Raw genomic sequence first — 15,926 nt, forward strand, 5'->3', positions numbered from 1 at the left:
CTGGTCCGGTCAGGCGGTGTCGGTGGGGGTGTGCGGGGCGCGCAGCGGCAGGCCGGAGCCGGCGGTGCGGGTGCGGGCCCGGCTGCGGGCACGGGCGGGCTCCTTCGGGGGTGCGGCGGCCGGTGCGGCCGCCACGACCAGCTCGCCGATGCGGGCGCCCGCCCGGCGGCCCTCCAGATGCAGCCGGCCCACGTTCACCCGGTCCCCGGCGAGCAGGGTCAGGACGGCCGATTCCCCGGCCGCGTACGTCGCGACGTAGCCGCCCTCGCCGCGGACGAGGAGTTCGCGGAAGCCGCCCTGACCGGTCGCGTCGGACAGGCGCAGGGCGACGCCGAGCGCGGCGGCGGTGAGCGCCGCGACGCCCTCGGCCTCGACCCCGGGGGTGTCGTGGGCGAGGACGAGGCCGTCGACACTGGCCGCGAGCGCCCCGGTCACCTGCGGCACTTGGACTCTCAACCGGTGTATCTCGGCGAGGAGTTCGGCCTCGTCGACCATCGGGGTGCTCCTTTCGGGGGCGGGGTGCCGGCGGCGTCTCACAGGGCCTCCAGGGCGGCGCGCAGCCGGCGCAGCAGGGCCACGTCGGGGTCCTCGACGGCGGCGGTGCGCGTGAGCCACTCCGGGACGGCCTCGGCGGCCGGGGTCTCGGGCGCGGTGGTGACGAGGCCGCGGGAGGCGAGGCGGCGCAGGTCGACGAGGGTGTGGAAGGCGGGGCGGCCGAGCGTGAGGGCGATCTGCGAGGCGGTGCGCGCCCCGTCGACGAGTTCGAGCACCCGGCGCCGGCGCGGCGGCACCCGCAGCGGGTGCAGGGCGGTGCGGCTCAGCGCGGCGGTGTCGGTGTCCGGCTCGGGCCAGATCCGCTGGAGGAGGTCGCGGCGGCGCAGCGTCTCGCGCTCCACGGCGGCGACCGGCACCGGCCGCACCGCCCCGAACCAGTGCGCGACCCCGTACCGGAAGCGGGTCGGTCCGCTGGTCGGCGCGAGCGTGAAGTAGGCGGCGTCGAACAGGGCGCCCAGATGGCACAGTTCGAGCGCGCCGTCGGTCAGTCCGCCGTGCTCGACGAGGTAGCGGCCGACGCGGTGCCCGGCGCCCGCCCGGTCGACGGCCTCCCACCAGCCGTCGGCGTCGATCACCCCGGTCGCGGTGAGCAGCACGTCCATGCCGGGTGTCGCGGGCGACTCGGCGTGCACGATCCGCCCGTCCTGGAGGTAGAGGGTGCCGTGTTCGCGTATGAGGGCGCCGGTGGCCCGCTCGGAGGCGAGCCGGCTGAGCATGGGCGACACCCCGGGGTGCGCGGTGCCCGCGCTCACCCGAGGACCAGCCGCTCGGCGAGGTCGGCGAGCCGGATCCGGGCGAGGGCCAGATTGCCGTCCGCCCGGTCGAGCCACAGATGCAGGAAGACGCTGCTGTCGAAGCTGGTGCGGACGAAACGCAGCAGGTGGTAGCCGTCGCGGCTGGTGACGATGACGTCCTCGACGGGCGGCTCCGCCCCGTTCTGAGACCAGTCTCCGCCGCCCTCCGGGGCGAAGGCGCGGTGTTCGGCGGTGAGCCGGGCCACCTCGGCGGCCTCGGCGGCGGTGGTCTCGTGGTCGCCGTTGGGCGACTCCCCGATGGTGCCCAGGGCGAGTCCGCTGGTCCAGTCGACGACCGAGGCGCCGCGGGCCCCCGGCAGCCTCATGGCCTCGAGCAGACACTCGTCGATTCCGGGCACGCCTGGATCCCCCCACCCGTCCGTCACTTCGGTGCACCACTGGTGTCGGTGTGACGCAGACGCTACGCACCGTACGGGGGCCTGGTGAGCGTTCTGGCATTTTCCAATGGAACATGCGGACCGGGTACTAGAATCCGCCGACCGGCCCGCCCCGCAAGGGAGTTGGGCCCGTCGGCATGCCTCCGTGCGCTCAGGGGCGGCTCCGGCGAACGGCCGGCGCCCGGAAGTTCAGAGCTCGGTGAGGCTGTCGCGCTGGGGGCCGCCCGCCTCCGCCACGATCTCCTCGACCGGCTGCGGCGCGCGCACGGTCGCGAAGCGCACGGTGCCTTCCGGTTCGGTGGTGTAGCCGTAAATCCCGGGCCTGGCCAGGGAGTTGTAGGAGTAGTGCTGGGCGAAGTAGTACGCGCCGGTGTCCAGCGCGGCCGCGTGGTCGCCGGCCGCGAGCAGCGGCAGTTCCTGGTTCTCGGCCAGCAGGTCGCCGGCGAAGCAGGCCGGGCCCGCCACGTCCTGCGCCACGAGCGGCCCGGACTTGGGCAGGCCCTTCGCGTCGTACGCGGCGATCCGCAGCGGCCAGGAGGCGGGCGCGTACACGGTGCGGGTGGCGACCTGGACGCCCGCGTGCGTGACCGCGATGGGGCGGCCGCCGGCCTCCTTGGCGTACTCGACGAGGGCCAGTGTGGTGCCGTGCTTCGCGGTCAGGGAGCGGCCGAACTCGGTGACGAGCCCGTAGCTCCCGTCGAAGAGCCCCGGCACGGTGGCGGCGAGCAGCCGCGCGTACGCGGCGTAGGTGGGGGTCTCCTCGTCGGAGCCGAAGTTCACGGGCAGGCCGCCGCCGATGTCGAGGGTGTCGACCTGGCGGCGCCCGGCGGCCGCGTTGATCTCCTCGGCGAGCTCGTGGACGGTCCGGACGCCCTCGGCCATCCGTTCCAGGGGGACGCCCTGGGAGCCGGAGTGGGTGTGCAGCCGGGTCAGCCACGGCCGGTCCAGGTAGGCGCGCACGAGCCAGGCGCGGGCGCCGGGATCGCGCAGCGCGACGCCGAACTTGGAGGTGGCGGTCGCCGTGGACAGGGCGCCGATGGAGCCCGCGCCGGTCTGCGGGTTCACGCGGACGCCGAGCGGGGACCGGGTGGGCGCGGAGGCGACGAGGGCGTCGAGGCGGGCCAGCTCCTCGGGGTTGTCGGCGTTGACGGCGATGCCGAGGGCGAGGGCCTCGCGCAGTTCGGCCGGGGTCTTGGCGGGGGAGTCGAGGACGGTGCGGGCGGGCGGCATCCCGGCGGCGCGGGCCAGGGCCAGCTCGCCGGGGCTCGCGACCTCGGCGCCGATGCCGGCTTCGCGCAGCAGCCGCAGGACGGGCACGAGCGGGGTCGCCTTCACGGCGAAGGCGTGCAGGACGGGGGTGCCGGGGGCGGTGACGGCGTCGAAGGCGGCGTGCAGGGCGGCGGCGGAGGCGCGGATGCCGGTGACGTCGAGCAGTCCGGCGACGGGCGTCGCGGGGCCGACGAGGCCCTGCTCGACGGCGGCGCGTACGGCCTGGTCGCGGCGGGTGGCGGCGTCCGGGGTCCGGCGGGGCAGGGGCTGCGTCTGATCGGTGTCATGACCCATGTGGTCCAGACAACCATCCGTAACCGTCCGTAGGGTTACGGCGGGACGTGTTGACTAGTTCTATTCAGAACGTCAGGATGTGAATATCTAAGCCAACACTTCACCCTCCAGGAGGCACCCCGATGTCCGGACCCCGCCCCGTACGAGCCCCGCGCGGTACCGAGCTGAACACCCTGGGGTGGCAGCAGGAGGGTGCCCTGCGCATGCTCATGAACAACCTCGACGCCGAGGTCGCCGAGCACCCCGACAAGCTCGTCGTCTACGGGGGCACCGGCAAGGCGGCCCGCTCCTGGGAGGCGTACGACGCGATCGTCCGCACCCTCGAGACGCTGAAGGACGACGAGACGCTTCTCGTCCAGTCCGGCAAGCCCGTCGGTGTCATGCGCACGAACGAGTGGGCGCCCCGCGTGCTCCTCGCCAACTCCAACCTCGTCGGCGACTGGGCCAACTGGGAGGAGTTCCGCAAGCTCGAGGCCGAGGGCCTCACCATGTACGGCCAGATGACCGCCGGCTCGTGGATCTACATCGGCTCCCAGGGCATCGTCCAGGGCACCTACGAGACCTTCGGCGCCGTCGCCCGCAAGAAGTTCGACGGCACCCTGGCCGGCACCATCACCCTCACCGCCGGCATGGGCGGCATGGGCGGCGCCCAGCCCCTCGCCGTCACCATGAACGAGGGCGTCGCGATCTGTGTCGACGTCGACGAGACGCGCATCGACCGCCGCATCGGCACCCGCTACCTGGACGTCAAGGCCGACAACCTGGACCACGCGCTCGAGCTCGCGATCCAGGCCCGCGACGAGCGCCGCGGCCTGTCCATCGGCGTCGTCGGCAACGCCGCCGAGATCTTCCCGGAGCTCCTGCGCCGCGACGCCCCGATCGACATCGTCACCGACCAGACCTCCGCCCACGACCCGCTGGCCTACCTGCCGGTCGGCATCTCGGTCGAGGACTGGGACAAGGAGCGCGAGGCGGACCCGGCCGGCTTCACCGAGAAGTCCCGCAAGTCGATGGCCCTGCACGTCGAGGCCATGGTCGGCTTCCTGGACAAGGGCGCCGAGGTCTTCGACTACGGCAACTCGATCCGCGACGAGGCCCGCAAGGCCGGCTACGACCGCGCCTTCGACTTCCCCGGCTTCGTCCCGGCCCACATCCGCCCGCTGTTCGAGGAGGGCCTCGGCCCGTTCCGCTGGGCCGCCCTGTCCGGCGACCCCAAGGACATCGCGGCCACCGACAAGGCGATCAAGGAGCTGTTCCCGGAGAACAAGCACCTGCACCGCTGGATCGACATGGCCGGCGAGCGCATCGCCTTCGAGGGCCTCCCGGCCCGCATCTGCTGGCTCGGCTACGGCGAGCGCCACCTGGCCGGCCTCAAGTTCAACGAGATGGTCGCCTCCGGCGAGCTCTCCGCCCCCGTCGCCATCGGCCGCGACCACCTCGACTCGGGCTCCGTCGCCTCCCCGTACCGCGAGACCGAGGCCATGAAGGACGGCTCGGACGCGATCGCCGACTGGCCGCTCCTGAACGCCCTGGTCAACACCGCCTCCGGCGCCTCCTGGGTCTCCATCCACCACGGCGGCGGCGTCGGCATGGGCCGCTCCATCCACGCCGGCCAGGTCTGTGTCGCCGACGGCACCGAGCTCGCCGCGCGCAAGATCGAGCGCGTCCTCACCAACGACCCCGCGATGGGCGTCATCCGCCACGTCGACGCCGGCTACGAGCACGCCGCCGACGTCGCCAAGGAGCGCGGTGTCCGCGTCCCCATGACTGAAGGTGACAGCAAGTGACGCACCCTGAAGGGGCGCGGGGAACTGCGCGACCGGCCACGGCCGGTCCGCAGTCGCCGACCACCCCGGACTTCACGGCGATGTGGCGCGACCTGCAGCCCATCGGCCGTGACAAGGACACACGCGGGTACCGCCGATATGCCTGGACCGCGGCCGACGCCGACTGCAAGGTCTGGTTCAAGGAGCAGGCGGAGAACCGCGGCCTGACCCTCGAGGTGGACCGCAACGGCAACCAGTGGGCCTGGCTGGGCGACCCGGAGGCCGGCGACGCCGTCGTCACCGGCTCCCACCTGGACTCCGTCCCCGACGGCGGCGCCTTCGACGGCCCCCTCGGTGTCGTGTCCTCCTTCGCGGCCCTCGACGAACTCCGCCGCAGGGGAGTGGAGTTCACCAAGCCGCTCGCCATCACCAACTTCGGCGACGAGGAGGGTGCCCGCTTCGGCCTGGCCTGCGTGGGCTCCCGCCTCACCGGCGGCCACCTCACCCGCGAGCAGGCCTTCGCGCTCAAGGACGGGGACGGCGTCAGCCTCCCCCAGGCCATGGAGCGCGCCGGCTACGACCCGGAGGCCATCGGGCCCGACCCCGAGCGCCTCGCCCGCATTGGCGCGTTCATCGAACTCCACGTCGAGCAGGGCCGCGCCCTGGACCTGTCCGGGGACGCGGTCGGCGTCGCCAGCTCCATCTGGCCGCACGGCCGCTGGCGCTTCGACTTCCGCGGCGAGGCCAACCACGCGGGCACCACCCGCCTGGTCGACCGCCGCGACCCGATGCTGTCCTACGCCGAGACCGTCCTCGCGGCCCGCCGCGAGGCCGAGCTCGCCGGTTCCGTCGCCACCTTCGGCAAGATCTCCGTCGAGCCGAACGGCGTCAACGCGATCCCGTCGCTCGTGCGCGGCTGGCTCGACTCGCGCGCCGCCGACCAGGACGCCCTGGACCAGACGGTCACCGGGATCGAGAAGGCGGCCCGCGAGTACGCGGAGAAGCACGGCATCGACGTCTCGCTCACCCGCGAGTCGTTCACGCCCGTCGTCGAGTTCGACCACGCGCTGCGCGACGAGCTGACCCGCATCCTGGGCACCGACACCGACCTCGCGGTGCCCGTGCTCGGCACCGGCGCGGGACACGACGCGGGAATCCTCGCGTCGTCCATCCCCACCGCCATGCTGTTCGTACGCAACCCGACGGGCGTCTCCCACTCCCCGGCCGAGTTCGCGGCCGAGGACGACTGCCTCGCCGGGGTGCGCGCACTGGCCGACGTACTCGAAGGGCTGGCCTGCACGTGACCACGACGTACTGGCTCGAACACGCCTGGCTCGACCCCGAGGTCGAGTCCGGCGTGACCGTGGAGATCGCCGACGGGCGCATCACCTCCGTCACCCGCGCCGTCGCGACGCCGCCGCCCGGCGCGACCGTGCTGCGCGGCCTCACCGTGCCGGGCCTCGCCAACGCCCACAGCCACGCCTTCCACCGCGCCCTGCGCGCCACGGTGCAGGTCGGCTCGGGCACCTTCTGGACCTGGCGCGAGACGATGTACTCCGTCGCGGACCGGCTCACCCCGGACAGCTACCACGCGCTCGCCCGGGCCGTGTACGCGGAGATGGCGCTCGCCGGCATCACCGCCGTCGGCGAGTTCCACTACCTGCACCACGCGCCCGGCGGCACGCCCTACGCCGACCCGAACGCGATGGGCGAGGCGCTGATCGCCGCCGCCGACGAGGCCGGCATCCGCGTCACGCTGCTCGACACCGCGTACCTGTCGGCGGGCTTCGGCAAGGCGCCCGACGAGCACCAGGCCCGGTTCTCCGACGGCACCGCCGCCGCGTGGGCCGAGCGGGTCTCGCTCCTCAAGGACCGCCCGCACGCGAAGATCGGCGCCGCCGTGCACTCCGTACGGGCCGTCCCCGCGGACCAGCTGTCGACGGTCGCCGAGTGGGCCCAGGTCCGCGGCGTCCCGCTGCACGTCCACCTCTCCGAGCAGATCGCGGAGAACGAGGCGTGCCAGGCCGCCCACGGGTGCACCCCGACCGAACTCCTCGCGGAGCACGGGGTGCTGGGCTCGCGCACCACGGGCGTGCACAACACGCACCTCACCGACCACGACATCAGCCTCCTCGGCGGCTCCGGCACGGGCACCTGCATGTGCCCGACCACGGAGCGGGACCTCGCCGACGGCATCGGCCCCGCCGTGCGGCTCCAGCAGGCCGGCTCGCCGCTCTCGCTGGGCTCCGACAGCCACGCCGTCATCGACCTGTTCGAAGAGGCGCGCGGCATGGAGCTCAACGAGCGGCTGCGCACGCACCAGCGCGGGCACTGGACGGCGGCGGCGCTGCTGCGGGCCGCCGCGGTGGACGGGCATGCGGCGCTGGGCTGGGACGACGCGGGCGTCATCGAGCCCGGGGCCGTCGCGGACCTCGTCACGATCGACCTCGGGTCGGTCCGTACGGCCGGGGCTCCGCCGCGGCTGGGGGCGGAGACGGCCGTGTTCTCGGCCGGGGCCGCCGATGTCCGTGACGTGATCGCGTCCGGCCGCGAGGTCGTCCGCGACGGGGTCCACGTCCGTGTCGGCGACGTCGGCTCCGCCCTGACCGAGGCGATCTCGGCGCTGCGGTAGCCATCTCGCCGTAGCTTCGGCCCGACGTCGGGCGGGTGCGGCTCCGGTGGGGCTTCTCGCGCAGTTCCCCGCGCCCCTGAAATGCAGACCCTTCGGGTCGCAGTTCCCCGATGCGCGGGGAACTGCGCGACCAGCCACGACGCACCCGCACCCGGCAACGAAACCGGAAGGAATCATGACCACCACCGCCATCGTCAACATCGGCAACCTCGTCACCAACGACCCGGAGCTGGGCGAGGGCCCCCTGGGCCAGATCAAGAACGCCGCGATCGTCGTCGAAGGCGACAAGGTCGTCTGGGCCGGCCCGAGCGCGGACGTACCCGCGACGGACGAGGCCCACGACGCGGCCGGCCGCGCCGTGATCCCCGGGTTCGTCGACTCGCACTCCCACCTGGTCTTCGCCGGAGACCGCACCGAGGAGTTCAACGCCCGCATGTCCGGCCGCAGCTACAGCGCGGGCGGCATCCGGACCACGGTCGCCGCGACCCGCGCCGCGTCGGACGAGGCGCTCGAGGCGAACCTGAAGCACCACCTCGCCGAGGCCCTGCGCCAGGGCACGACCACGTTCGAGACCAAGTCGGGCTACGGCCTGACGGTCCGGGACGAGGAGCGCGCCCTGCGCATCGCCAAGGCGCACACCGACGAGGTCACCTACCTCGGCGCCCACATCGTGTCGCCGGACCTCGCCGACGACCCGGCCGCTTACGTGGACCTGGTCACCGGCGAGATGCTGGACGCCTGCGCCCCGCACGCCCGCTGGATCGACGTGTTCTGCGAGAAGGGCGCCTTCGACGGCGACCAGGCGCGGGCCATCCTGACGGCCGGCAAGGCGAAGGGCCTGCTGCCCCGCATCCACGCCAACCAGCTCTCGTTCGGCCCCGGCGTCCAGCTGGCCGTCGAGCTGGACGCGGCCAGCGCCGACCACTGCACGCACCTCACGGACGCCGACGTGGACGCGCTGGCGAGCGGCGACACGGTGGCGACGCTGCTGCCGGGCGCCGAGTTCTCCACGCGCGCCCAGTGGCCGGACGCCCGCCGCCTCCTGGACGCGGGTGTCACCGTGGCGCTGTCCACGGACTGCAACCCGGGCTCGTCCTTCACGTCCTCGGTGCCGTTCTGCATCGCCCTGGCCGTACGGGACATGGGGATGACCCCGGACGAGGCCCTCTGGGCGGCCACGGCGGGCGGCGCGCAGGCGCTGCGCCGCACGGACATCGGCCGGCTCTCCCCGGGCGCCCGCGCCGACCTGGCGTTCCTGGACGCCCCGAGCCACGTCCACCTGGCCTACCGCCCGGGCGTCCCGCTCGTGAGCGAGGTCTGGCGGGCCGGCGCGCGGGTCGCGTAAGCACGTACGTCACGGACAGCCGTACGCGAGAGGGCCCGCTTCCCGGGGATCTGGGAAGCGGGCCCAATCGCGTGTCAGGGGCCGGGAGCCGAGCTCACTCCTCGACGGTCAGCCCCTTGCGCAGGCGCACGAGGGTCCGCGACAGGAGCCGCGACACGTGCATCTGCGAGATTCCGAGTTCTTCGCCGATCTCCGACTGGGTCATGTTGGCGACGAAGCGCAGCGACAGGATCTTCCGGTCGCGCGGCGGGAGTTCGGCGATGAGGGGCTTGAGGGACTCGACGTACTCGATGCCCTCCAGGCCGTGGTCCTCGTAGCCGATGCGGTCCGCGAGCGCGCCCTCGGAGTCGTCCTCCTCGGGCTGGGCGTCCAGGGACGAGGCAGTGTAGGCGTTGGACGCCGCCATGCCCTCGACGACCTCGTCGTTGGAGATGCCGAGGCGGTCGGCCAGCTCGCCCACGGTGGGGGCGCGGTCGAGCTGCTGGGCGAGTTCGTCGCCGGCCTTGGCGAGGTCGAGACGGAGCTCCTGGAGCCTGCGCGGGACGCGCACGGACCACGAGGTGTCGCGGAAGAATCGCTTTATCTCGCCGACGATGGTCGGCATTGCGAAGGTGGGGAACTCGACGCCGCGGCTGAGCTCGAAGCGGTCGATGGCCTTGATGAGGCCGATGGTGCCGACCTGGATGATGTCCTCCATCGGTTCGCTGCGTGAGCGGAACCGGGAGGCCGCGAACTTCACCAGGGCGAGGTTCAGCTCGACCAGGGTGTTGCGGACGTACGAGTATTCGTGCGTGCCTTCTTCAAGGGACTCCAGACGTTCGAAGAGTGTCTTGGAGAGGGCGCGCGCGTCGAGTGGTGCCACTTCGTCGAAGGGCGGGATCTCCGGAAGACCGAGGTCCTCCAGGACGTCGGACTCGACGTGGGCAGGGGATTCCGGGGGGAGTTTCGACGACGCCTGGTCAGTACGCGATTCGTCGAGCCGGGGTGACATGATGTCCTCCATCGTTCTCGGCATATGGCTGCCGATGCCAATACGTGCACTGCGGTGTGCGGCGCCTCCAAAGCCGGCCGTGTCGATTGGTGTCCTTACTAGGCCTACCCGCTTTGCACGGCGAGCCGCAAGTGCGTTCTATGGCGAAATGTCCGATTTCTGGGCCTTGTTCGGGTACCGGCACCGGTGGTGAGGGCGTAGGGTTCGAGGGCGTCAATCGGCACGTCGAAGGCAGCTGGGAGCTTCGGAAGCTTTTCAGCGGGAGAGGGTCGTCATGGACCGCGGGACAGTCGGCAGCGCGCATCGGGGCCGGCTTCTGGTCGAGGTGCGGCGAGAGGGCTCCAGCGCCGTCGTGACCCCGGTGGGTGAGCTCGATCACCACACGGCGGATCTGTTGCGTGAGCCACTCGAGGAATGCCTGGACCAGGGCCTGTCGCGGCTGGTGATCGACTGTTCGCGGCTGGAGTTCTGCGACTCGACGGGACTGAACGTCCTGCTCGGCGCCCGCCTCAAGGCGGAGGCGGCCGGCGGCGGGGTCCATCTGGCCGGGATGCTGCCGGTGGTGGCCCGGGTGTTCGAGATCACCGGCGCGGAGGCCGTCTTCACGGTCCACGAGACGCTGGCCGAGGCGCTCGCCACGGAGTGACCGCGGGGGCGTGTACCCGCCGCCCGCAGAAGTTACGCTCCGGTTGTACGTGCGTGATCGAGGCGTTACCAGCGTCACATCGTCCGCGGCGAAACGGGGGGTGTTCCCGCCGATCGTCCGGGCAGGAGATCCACGACCGGCCAGACCCCGACCCCAGCGACCGCATCCTGTAGTTCCGCATTGTCGAAGTCCTGAATCCTGAAGCACATGGTGAATCGGTGAGGTGAAGTGCTGATGAGCACCACCCGGCCTTACTCGCCGGGCGACCACGGCCCCGAGTCGGGCGAGCGGCCGGCCGGCGGGGGCCGCCAAGTCCGCAGGCTGAGCCTCGGCGACGCGAGCGGTGTCGTACCCCTCGCCCGCGACTTCACCCGCGAAGCGCTGCACGCCTGGGGCTGGCTGCCGGCGTCCTCCGCGGACCGCCGGGCCGCGGCGGAGGACGTCCTCCTGGTCGTCTCCGAGCTGGTCACGAACGCGTGCCTGCACGCCGAGGGTCCGGACGAGCTGACCGTCTCCCTCGACGGCAAGGTCCTGCGCCTGGAGGTCACCGACCGCGGCGCCGGCCAGCCCGCCCCCCGGACCCCGCACCGCGCGGGCCGGCCCGGCGGCCACGGCATGTTCATCGTCCAGCGCCTGTGCATGGACTGGGGAGTCGTCCGCACCCCCGGCGTCACCGGCAAGACGGTGTGGGCCGAGCTGAACGCCCCCGCGTAGCCGCGCCGAGGCGCCTTTCCGGGCGCCGTCGCGCACGTCGTTTCGAGCACGCCGGATCCTCCTGGATCCGGCGTGTTCTTTGTCTTCCCTCGTAAAGGTCCCGGGCGTACCTTGAGCCACCCGCATCTGATGAACCGTCAGTAACCGTCGGTCTGAAGGGATCTCGAGGTGACGTACCGGATGTACCCGAAACGAACCGCCGCGTTCGCGCTCAGCGCGGCTCTGGCCGGCTCGGCGGTGCTGATGGCCGCCCCGACCGCCTCGGCCACGGTCGTGGACGTCAACTACCAGTGCAAGACCCCGATCGGGAACAAGGGGGCCGTCTCCCCGATCGACATCAAGTCCGTGAAGAGCGGCAGCGGCTACAAGATCACCATGTCCTTCCAGAAGGGCGTCTCCTCCAGCCCCGTGGAGCTCGGCAAGGGCGCGATGAGCCCCAGCGCCGTCATCAAGCTCGGCGGCGCGGAGACCGGCGACCTGGCCGTGACCGGCCCGCCGAACGCCGAGGCGATTCCCGCGAACACGCCCATCAAGATCAGTGACCTGAGCGGCACGTACACGCCCAAGAAGAGCGGCAAGGTCACCTTCACCGCCGGCGTCCTCACCATCAAGGCGCTCGGCACGACCACGACCTGCACCCCGGCCAACAGCCCCAAGCCGTCCCTGGAACTGGACGTCAAGGGCGCGGGCGGCTCCGGCGGCGGAGGCGGGGGCGGCGGCACGGGCGGCTCCCAGACCACTCCCTCGGGTGGCGACAGTCAACTCCCGCAGACAGGCCCCGAGGACTCGGCGATAGCTCTGGGAACTCTGGGAGGAACGGTCCTGTTGGCGGGCGCCGCGGGCACACTCTGGCTGACCCGCAGGAATCAGTCGGCCCGGTAGATGGCGCCCCGTGAGGGGCGCGGGGCTGTGTCGATCAGCGGCTCCGCCGCGGGGCGCGACCGGCCACGACGGCGCCGCACCCGCCGACCCCACCGAGATCCGTACAGCGCGTGGGCGCTCCTGGGCGCCGCCCTGCTGACGTGGGGCGGCACCACAGGCGCGGCCCACGCGGCGGCACCGAGCTGGACGATCACCCCGTCCGCGGGCGGCGCCCACAGACCGTACATCTACGCGGAGGGCACCCCCGGAACCGTCCTGGAGGACAAGGTGGCCGTCACCAATCCGGCCACCCGCCCCCTGAAGATCACCCTCCGCGCCGCCGACGCCGACAACAAGGCGAACGGCGCCCTCGGCCTGCGCGCCCGCGCGCAGGACACCGGCGCCTGGATCACGTTCGCCGAGCGCGAGGTGACCGTCCCGGCCCGCACCCGCGCCGAGATCCCGTTCACGGTGAGCGTGCCCGCGGGCGCCGTCCCCGGCGACCACCCGGGCGCCGTCGTCGCGAGCGGAGGCGGCCGCGACGCCGGGGTCAGCGTCCACCTGCGGGTCAGCGGCCCGACCCTGTCGGCCCTCACCGTCGAACGGGTCCGGGCCCGCGACGGCGCCATCACCTACGACGTCGTGAACCGCGGCAACACCACGCTCAGCCCCCGCCTCGCCGTCCGCGCCGACGGGCTCTTCGGCGCGGTGCTCGACCGGGCCCCGCGCGCCCTGCCCCTCGAACTGCTGCCGGGGCGCCGGGTCACGCTGACCGAGCCCTGGAAGGACGCCCCGGCCCTGGACGACGTCGACGTGAAGGTCACCGTCACCGCGGGCGGCGGCGCCGGGGACTCGGCCACGACGACCGCCCGGTTCGTCCCCTGGGGCGCGCTCGGCGGCGGCCTGGCCCTGCTCGCGGGCGGCGGCCTGGCCGCGTACGGGTACGCGCGCCGCCGCCGACCCGCCCCCGACACGCAAGGGAGTACGTCATGACACGCCGCCGCAGCGCGCCGGGCACGCGGCTGCTCGCCGTCCTCGGCCTCGTGGCCGCGCTGCTCGCCGGCGCGGCCGCCGCACCGGCGACCGCCGCCGGGAAACCCACCGTGACCCTCTCCAAGTCCCAGGCGGGGGCCGGGGGTTCGATCACCGTGAAGGGGAAGGGCTGGCGCCCGAGCGCGCTCCTGATGATGCTCGTGTGCGGGCGCTCCACACCGGAGCGCGGCGTCGTCGGCGGCACCAACTCCTGCGCCAACGCGGACGGTCTCGCCGTCACCACCGACTCCAAGGGCACCTTCAGCAAGAAGCTCCCGGTCGCCGAGCCGCCCGTACCGTGCCCGTGCGTCGTCCACGTCGCGACGGTGACGGGGGAGAAGGCGCAGGCTGACGCCCCGTTCCTGGTCGCCGGTCATCCGGTCAAGGCGATGCCGAAGGAGGACACCGGCGGGCGGCTCACCATGGTCACCGACACCCGGCTCGAGGGTTCGAGCGGCATCCTGACCTGGTTCGGCGCCCCGCCCGCGCGGACGTTCACCTTCACCGTGGGCAACGTGGGCTCGACGCCCGTCAAGGACCCCGTCTTCCAGGTCGGCACCTCCCACGGCGTGTTCGCCCCGCAGTGGGAGGAGCAGCAGTGGCGCGGCACCATCGCGGCCGGCCGCAAGGCCCGCATCGAACTGCCCGTCGAGCTCACCGCCGGAGCGCACGGCAGCTATCTCGTCTCGCTCAAGTACGGCGGCAAGGTCCTGGCCGAACAGCCCTGGGGCGTCGGGCGTCCCTGGGGCGTCACCCTCTTCTGGATCCTGCTCTGCGTCGTCGTGCCGGCCGCCGTGTTCCGCATCGGCATGGCCGTCGTGGACCGGCTGCGGCCGCGCGACCGCGGCGCGGCCGGACGGCACCGCGGCGCCCAGAAACTCACCGACCTCACCGTGAAGCTGCCGAAGCTGCGCACCCCGCGGCCGGCGGACCGGCCCGCACCCGCCGCGCCCGCGGACGGCGGCCCGGACCCCTCCACGACCACCCTGCCCTGGTTCACCCCGGACACCGGTCCGGGCGTTCCTGCGGCCGGTCAGCTCTCCGCACCGCCCGACAACACCAGTCCGACGAAGGGAACCACGTGAACAGGCACGTGAACAGGCACCGGAGAGCCGGTGCGGCCGGCTGCGCCCTGATCCTGTCCGGTGCGGGGCTGTGGCTGGCCGCCGCCCCGGCGCAGGCGGCCACCTCCTCGTACCCGACGGAGTGCGTCCCGCCGGCGATCTCCGGTTTGCCCCCGATCCAGGGCACCACGGCGACCGACATCACCGCGCCGGCCACCGCGAAGGTCGGCGACGAGATCGACGTCGTGTGGAAGACGACGCAGGCCGCGTCCAAGAACCCGGACGTGCTCGACCTGGGCGCCGACACCGTCCAGCCGAGCGGCGTCATCAAGGTGGCCGGGGCGCAGACCGGCGACCTCAAGATGGAGGGCCCGCGCAAGAACCCGGCCATCCCCAAGGGCGCGCCGATGGTGCTGTCCGACATGACGGGCAAGCTCAAGCTCACCAAGCCGGGTGAGGTGACGCTGACCCCGGACGCGTACAACATCAACGTCAACAAGCCGATCTCCACCGACACCAAGTGCAAGCCGACGGGCGCGGTCCCGAAGGCGGTCACCATCCAGGTGACCGACGGCGGCGGCACCTCCTCCGGCGGCACGAGCTCGGGCGGCACGTCCTCCGGCGGGACGGCCTCGGGGGGTTCGACGTCCGGCGGCAGCACGGCGGGCGGCATCTCGTCCGGCGGCACCTCGTCCGGCGGCGACACCGCCTCGGGCGGCACGGCCTCCGGCGGGTCCGCGTCCGGCGGCTCGGGCGGCGGCGACGGCGGCAAGACCGACTTCACCGGCAAGGAGGTCCAGATCCCCTACGAGTGCAAGACGCCCATCGGCGACAAGAACGCGACGTCCCCGGTGCAGATCAACGCCAAGAAGGACGGCGGGAACTACGCGCTCACCGTCCAGTTCAAGAAGGCCGTCATGGACAGCCCCGCCGACATCCCGGCCGACTCCGTGAAGCCGTCGATGGAGGTGAAGCTGGGCGGCGCCGACAAGGGCACCGTCCACGTCGAGGGCCCGACCAACAAGGAGCCGATCAAGTCCGGCGAGCCGATGACCATCCCGGACCTCACCGGCACCTACAAGCCGGGCGCCGACGGCAAGTCGACGCTGTCCCCGGGCGTCCTCACGGTGAAGGCGCTGGGCACGACGACCACCTGCACGCCGGCCAAGACGGAGGTCTCCCTGGAGATCGACACGGCGGCCCAGCCGGGCGGCGCGTCCGGCGGCACGAGCTCCGGCTCCGGCGGCGCCGCCGCGTCCGGCGGTTCGGCCTCCGGCACGAGCGGCGGCCTCGCCGAGACCGGAGCCTCGAACGACGGCGCCCTGCGCGCCCTCGGTCTGGTGGCGGGCACGGTGATCCTGATGGGCGGAGCGGTCTTCACGTTCCTTCCCCGGGCCCGCCGGCTCAGGCGATAGTCGTCACACCCAGAAACGGCCTCTGACCTGCTGCTTCTCGATAGGTTGAGCATGTTGCGCCTCGGGGGACAGAAGGCGGCCGCGTGCCGCGACGCGCAACTCTGCGTGCTGCCCCCGAGACTGCTCACGACCAGTTGTGCAATCGGGGAG

Annotated in this window: 15 protein-coding genes; 10 read left to right on the plus strand and 5 right to left on the minus strand. The window is 72.8% G+C overall.

What is annotated here, in order from left to right:
* Positions 1-9 precede the first annotated feature (9 nt).
* The 4 genes from IAG42_RS20995 to IAG42_RS21010 all read right to left on the minus strand — a co-directional run bounded on the left by IAG42_RS20995 (position 10) and on the right by IAG42_RS21010 (position 3,310).
* Complete coding sequence (locus tag IAG42_RS20995; RefSeq protein WP_188338507.1) at positions 10-495, minus strand: roadblock/LC7 domain-containing protein; 486 nt, start codon at positions 493-495, stop codon at positions 10-12.
* A 38-nt stretch (positions 496-533) separates the two neighbouring features.
* A complete protein-coding gene (locus IAG42_RS21000) occupies positions 534-1,271 on the minus strand; it encodes a DUF4388 domain-containing protein (RefSeq protein WP_223206421.1) in 738 nt (245 codons plus the stop codon).
* A gap of 32 nt (positions 1,272-1,303) precedes the next feature.
* On the minus strand, positions 1,304-1,708 hold the full coding sequence (locus IAG42_RS21005; RefSeq protein ID WP_188338509.1) for a hypothetical protein: 405 nt from the start codon (positions 1,706-1,708) through the stop codon (positions 1,304-1,306).
* 228 nt (positions 1,709-1,936) lie between these two features.
* Positions 1,937-3,310 carry a type III PLP-dependent enzyme domain-containing protein gene (locus tag IAG42_RS21010; RefSeq protein WP_188338510.1) on the minus strand — a complete coding sequence of 458 codons (1,374 nt, stop codon included), beginning with the start codon at positions 3,308-3,310 and terminating at the stop codon, positions 1,937-1,939.
* A 122-nt stretch (positions 3,311-3,432) separates the two neighbouring features.
* Between IAG42_RS21010 and hutU the strand changes: the two genes are divergently transcribed.
* The 4 genes from hutU (at position 3,433) to hutI (ending at position 9,053) form a co-directional block, all read left to right on the plus strand.
* The gene (gene hutU / locus IAG42_RS21015; RefSeq protein WP_188338511.1) at positions 3,433-5,097 is read left to right on the plus strand and encodes a urocanate hydratase; all 1,665 of its coding nucleotides are present in this window, start codon (positions 3,433-3,435) and stop codon (positions 5,095-5,097) included.
* On the plus strand, positions 5,094-6,380 hold the full coding sequence (locus IAG42_RS21020) for an allantoate amidohydrolase (RefSeq protein ID WP_394811231.1): 1,287 nt from the start codon (positions 5,094-5,096) through the stop codon (positions 6,378-6,380). Before hutU ends, IAG42_RS21020 begins: the two co-directional genes overlap by 4 nt.
* Entirely contained in the window at positions 6,377-7,708 is a 1,332-nt protein-coding gene (locus tag IAG42_RS21025; protein ID WP_188338512.1) for a formimidoylglutamate deiminase, read from the plus strand. The genes IAG42_RS21020 and IAG42_RS21025 overlap by 4 nt, the downstream gene beginning before the upstream one ends.
* A gap of 175 nt (positions 7,709-7,883) precedes the next feature.
* On the plus strand, positions 7,884-9,053 hold the full coding sequence (gene hutI, locus IAG42_RS21030; protein ID WP_188338513.1) for an imidazolonepropionase: 1,170 nt from the start codon (positions 7,884-7,886) through the stop codon (positions 9,051-9,053).
* Positions 9,054-9,147: 94 nt separating this feature from the next.
* On the opposite strand, the gene IAG42_RS21035 is transcribed toward hutI, so the two are convergent.
* Positions 9,148-10,044 (minus strand): RNA polymerase sigma factor SigF, encoded by an 897-nt coding sequence (locus IAG42_RS21035; RefSeq protein ID WP_188338514.1) that lies wholly within the window; start codon positions 10,042-10,044, stop codon positions 9,148-9,150.
* A 274-nt stretch (positions 10,045-10,318) separates the two neighbouring features.
* Between IAG42_RS21035 and IAG42_RS21040 the strand changes: the two genes are divergently transcribed.
* From IAG42_RS21040 to IAG42_RS21065, 6 genes are all read left to right on the plus strand, one after another.
* Positions 10,319-10,690: an STAS domain-containing protein gene (locus tag IAG42_RS21040; protein ID WP_188338515.1), complete on the plus strand. Its 372-nt coding sequence runs from the start codon at positions 10,319-10,321 to the stop codon at positions 10,688-10,690.
* Between the two features lie 234 nt (positions 10,691-10,924).
* A complete protein-coding gene (locus tag IAG42_RS21045) occupies positions 10,925-11,404 on the plus strand; it encodes an ATP-binding protein (protein ID WP_188338516.1) in 480 nt (159 codons plus the stop codon).
* A gap of 180 nt (positions 11,405-11,584) precedes the next feature.
* Positions 11,585-12,286, plus strand: a complete 702-nt coding sequence (locus IAG42_RS21050) for an LPXTG cell wall anchor domain-containing protein (RefSeq protein ID WP_188338517.1) — start codon at positions 11,585-11,587, stop codon at positions 12,284-12,286.
* Positions 12,287-12,313: 27 nt separating this feature from the next.
* Entirely contained in the window at positions 12,314-13,258 is a 945-nt protein-coding gene (locus IAG42_RS21055; protein WP_188338518.1) for a hypothetical protein, read from the plus strand.
* Positions 13,255-14,382 (plus strand): hypothetical protein, encoded by a 1,128-nt coding sequence (locus IAG42_RS21060; RefSeq protein ID WP_188338519.1) that lies wholly within the window; start codon positions 13,255-13,257, stop codon positions 14,380-14,382. The genes IAG42_RS21055 and IAG42_RS21060 overlap by 4 nt, the downstream gene beginning before the upstream one ends.
* Positions 14,379-15,776: a hypothetical protein gene (locus IAG42_RS21065; protein WP_223206102.1), complete on the plus strand. Its 1,398-nt coding sequence runs from the start codon at positions 14,379-14,381 to the stop codon at positions 15,774-15,776. Before IAG42_RS21060 ends, IAG42_RS21065 begins: the two co-directional genes overlap by 4 nt.
* Positions 15,777-15,926 lie beyond the last annotated feature (150 nt).

The sequence above is a fragment of the Streptomyces xanthii genome, assembly GCF_014621695.1.
GTDB lineage: Bacteria > Actinomycetota > Actinomycetes > Streptomycetales > Streptomycetaceae > Streptomyces > Streptomyces xanthii.

Bases quoted from the DNA above. Each gene is read 5' to 3' on its own strand.
- hutU (WP_188338511.1), top strand. From the start codon at position 3,433: ATGTCCGGACCCCGCCCCGTACGAGCCCCGCGCGGTACCGAGCTGAAC.
- IAG42_RS21045 (WP_188338516.1), top strand. From the start codon at position 10,925: ATGAGCACCACCCGGCCTTACTCGCCGGGCGACCACGGCCCCGAGTCG.
- IAG42_RS21060 (WP_188338519.1), top strand. From the start codon at position 13,255: ATGACACGCCGCCGCAGCGCGCCGGGCACGCGGCTGCTCGCCGTCCTC.
- IAG42_RS21040 (WP_188338515.1), top strand. From the start codon at position 10,319: ATGGACCGCGGGACAGTCGGCAGCGCGCATCGGGGCCGGCTTCTGGTC.
- hutI (WP_188338513.1), top strand. From the start codon at position 7,884: ATGACCACCACCGCCATCGTCAACATCGGCAACCTCGTCACCAACGAC.
- IAG42_RS21000 (WP_223206421.1), bottom strand. From the start codon at position 1,271: ATGCTCAGCCGGCTCGCCTCCGAGCGGGCCACCGGCGCCCTCATACGC.
- IAG42_RS21035 (WP_188338514.1), bottom strand. From the start codon at position 10,044: ATGTCACCCCGGCTCGACGAATCGCGTACTGACCAGGCGTCGTCGAAA.
- IAG42_RS21010 (WP_188338510.1), bottom strand. From the start codon at position 3,310: ATGGGTCATGACACCGATCAGACGCAGCCCCTGCCCCGCCGGACCCCG.
- IAG42_RS21050 (WP_188338517.1), top strand. From the start codon at position 11,585: ATGTACCCGAAACGAACCGCCGCGTTCGCGCTCAGCGCGGCTCTGGCC.
- IAG42_RS20995 (WP_188338507.1), bottom strand. From the start codon at position 495: ATGGTCGACGAGGCCGAACTCCTCGCCGAGATACACCGGTTGAGAGTC.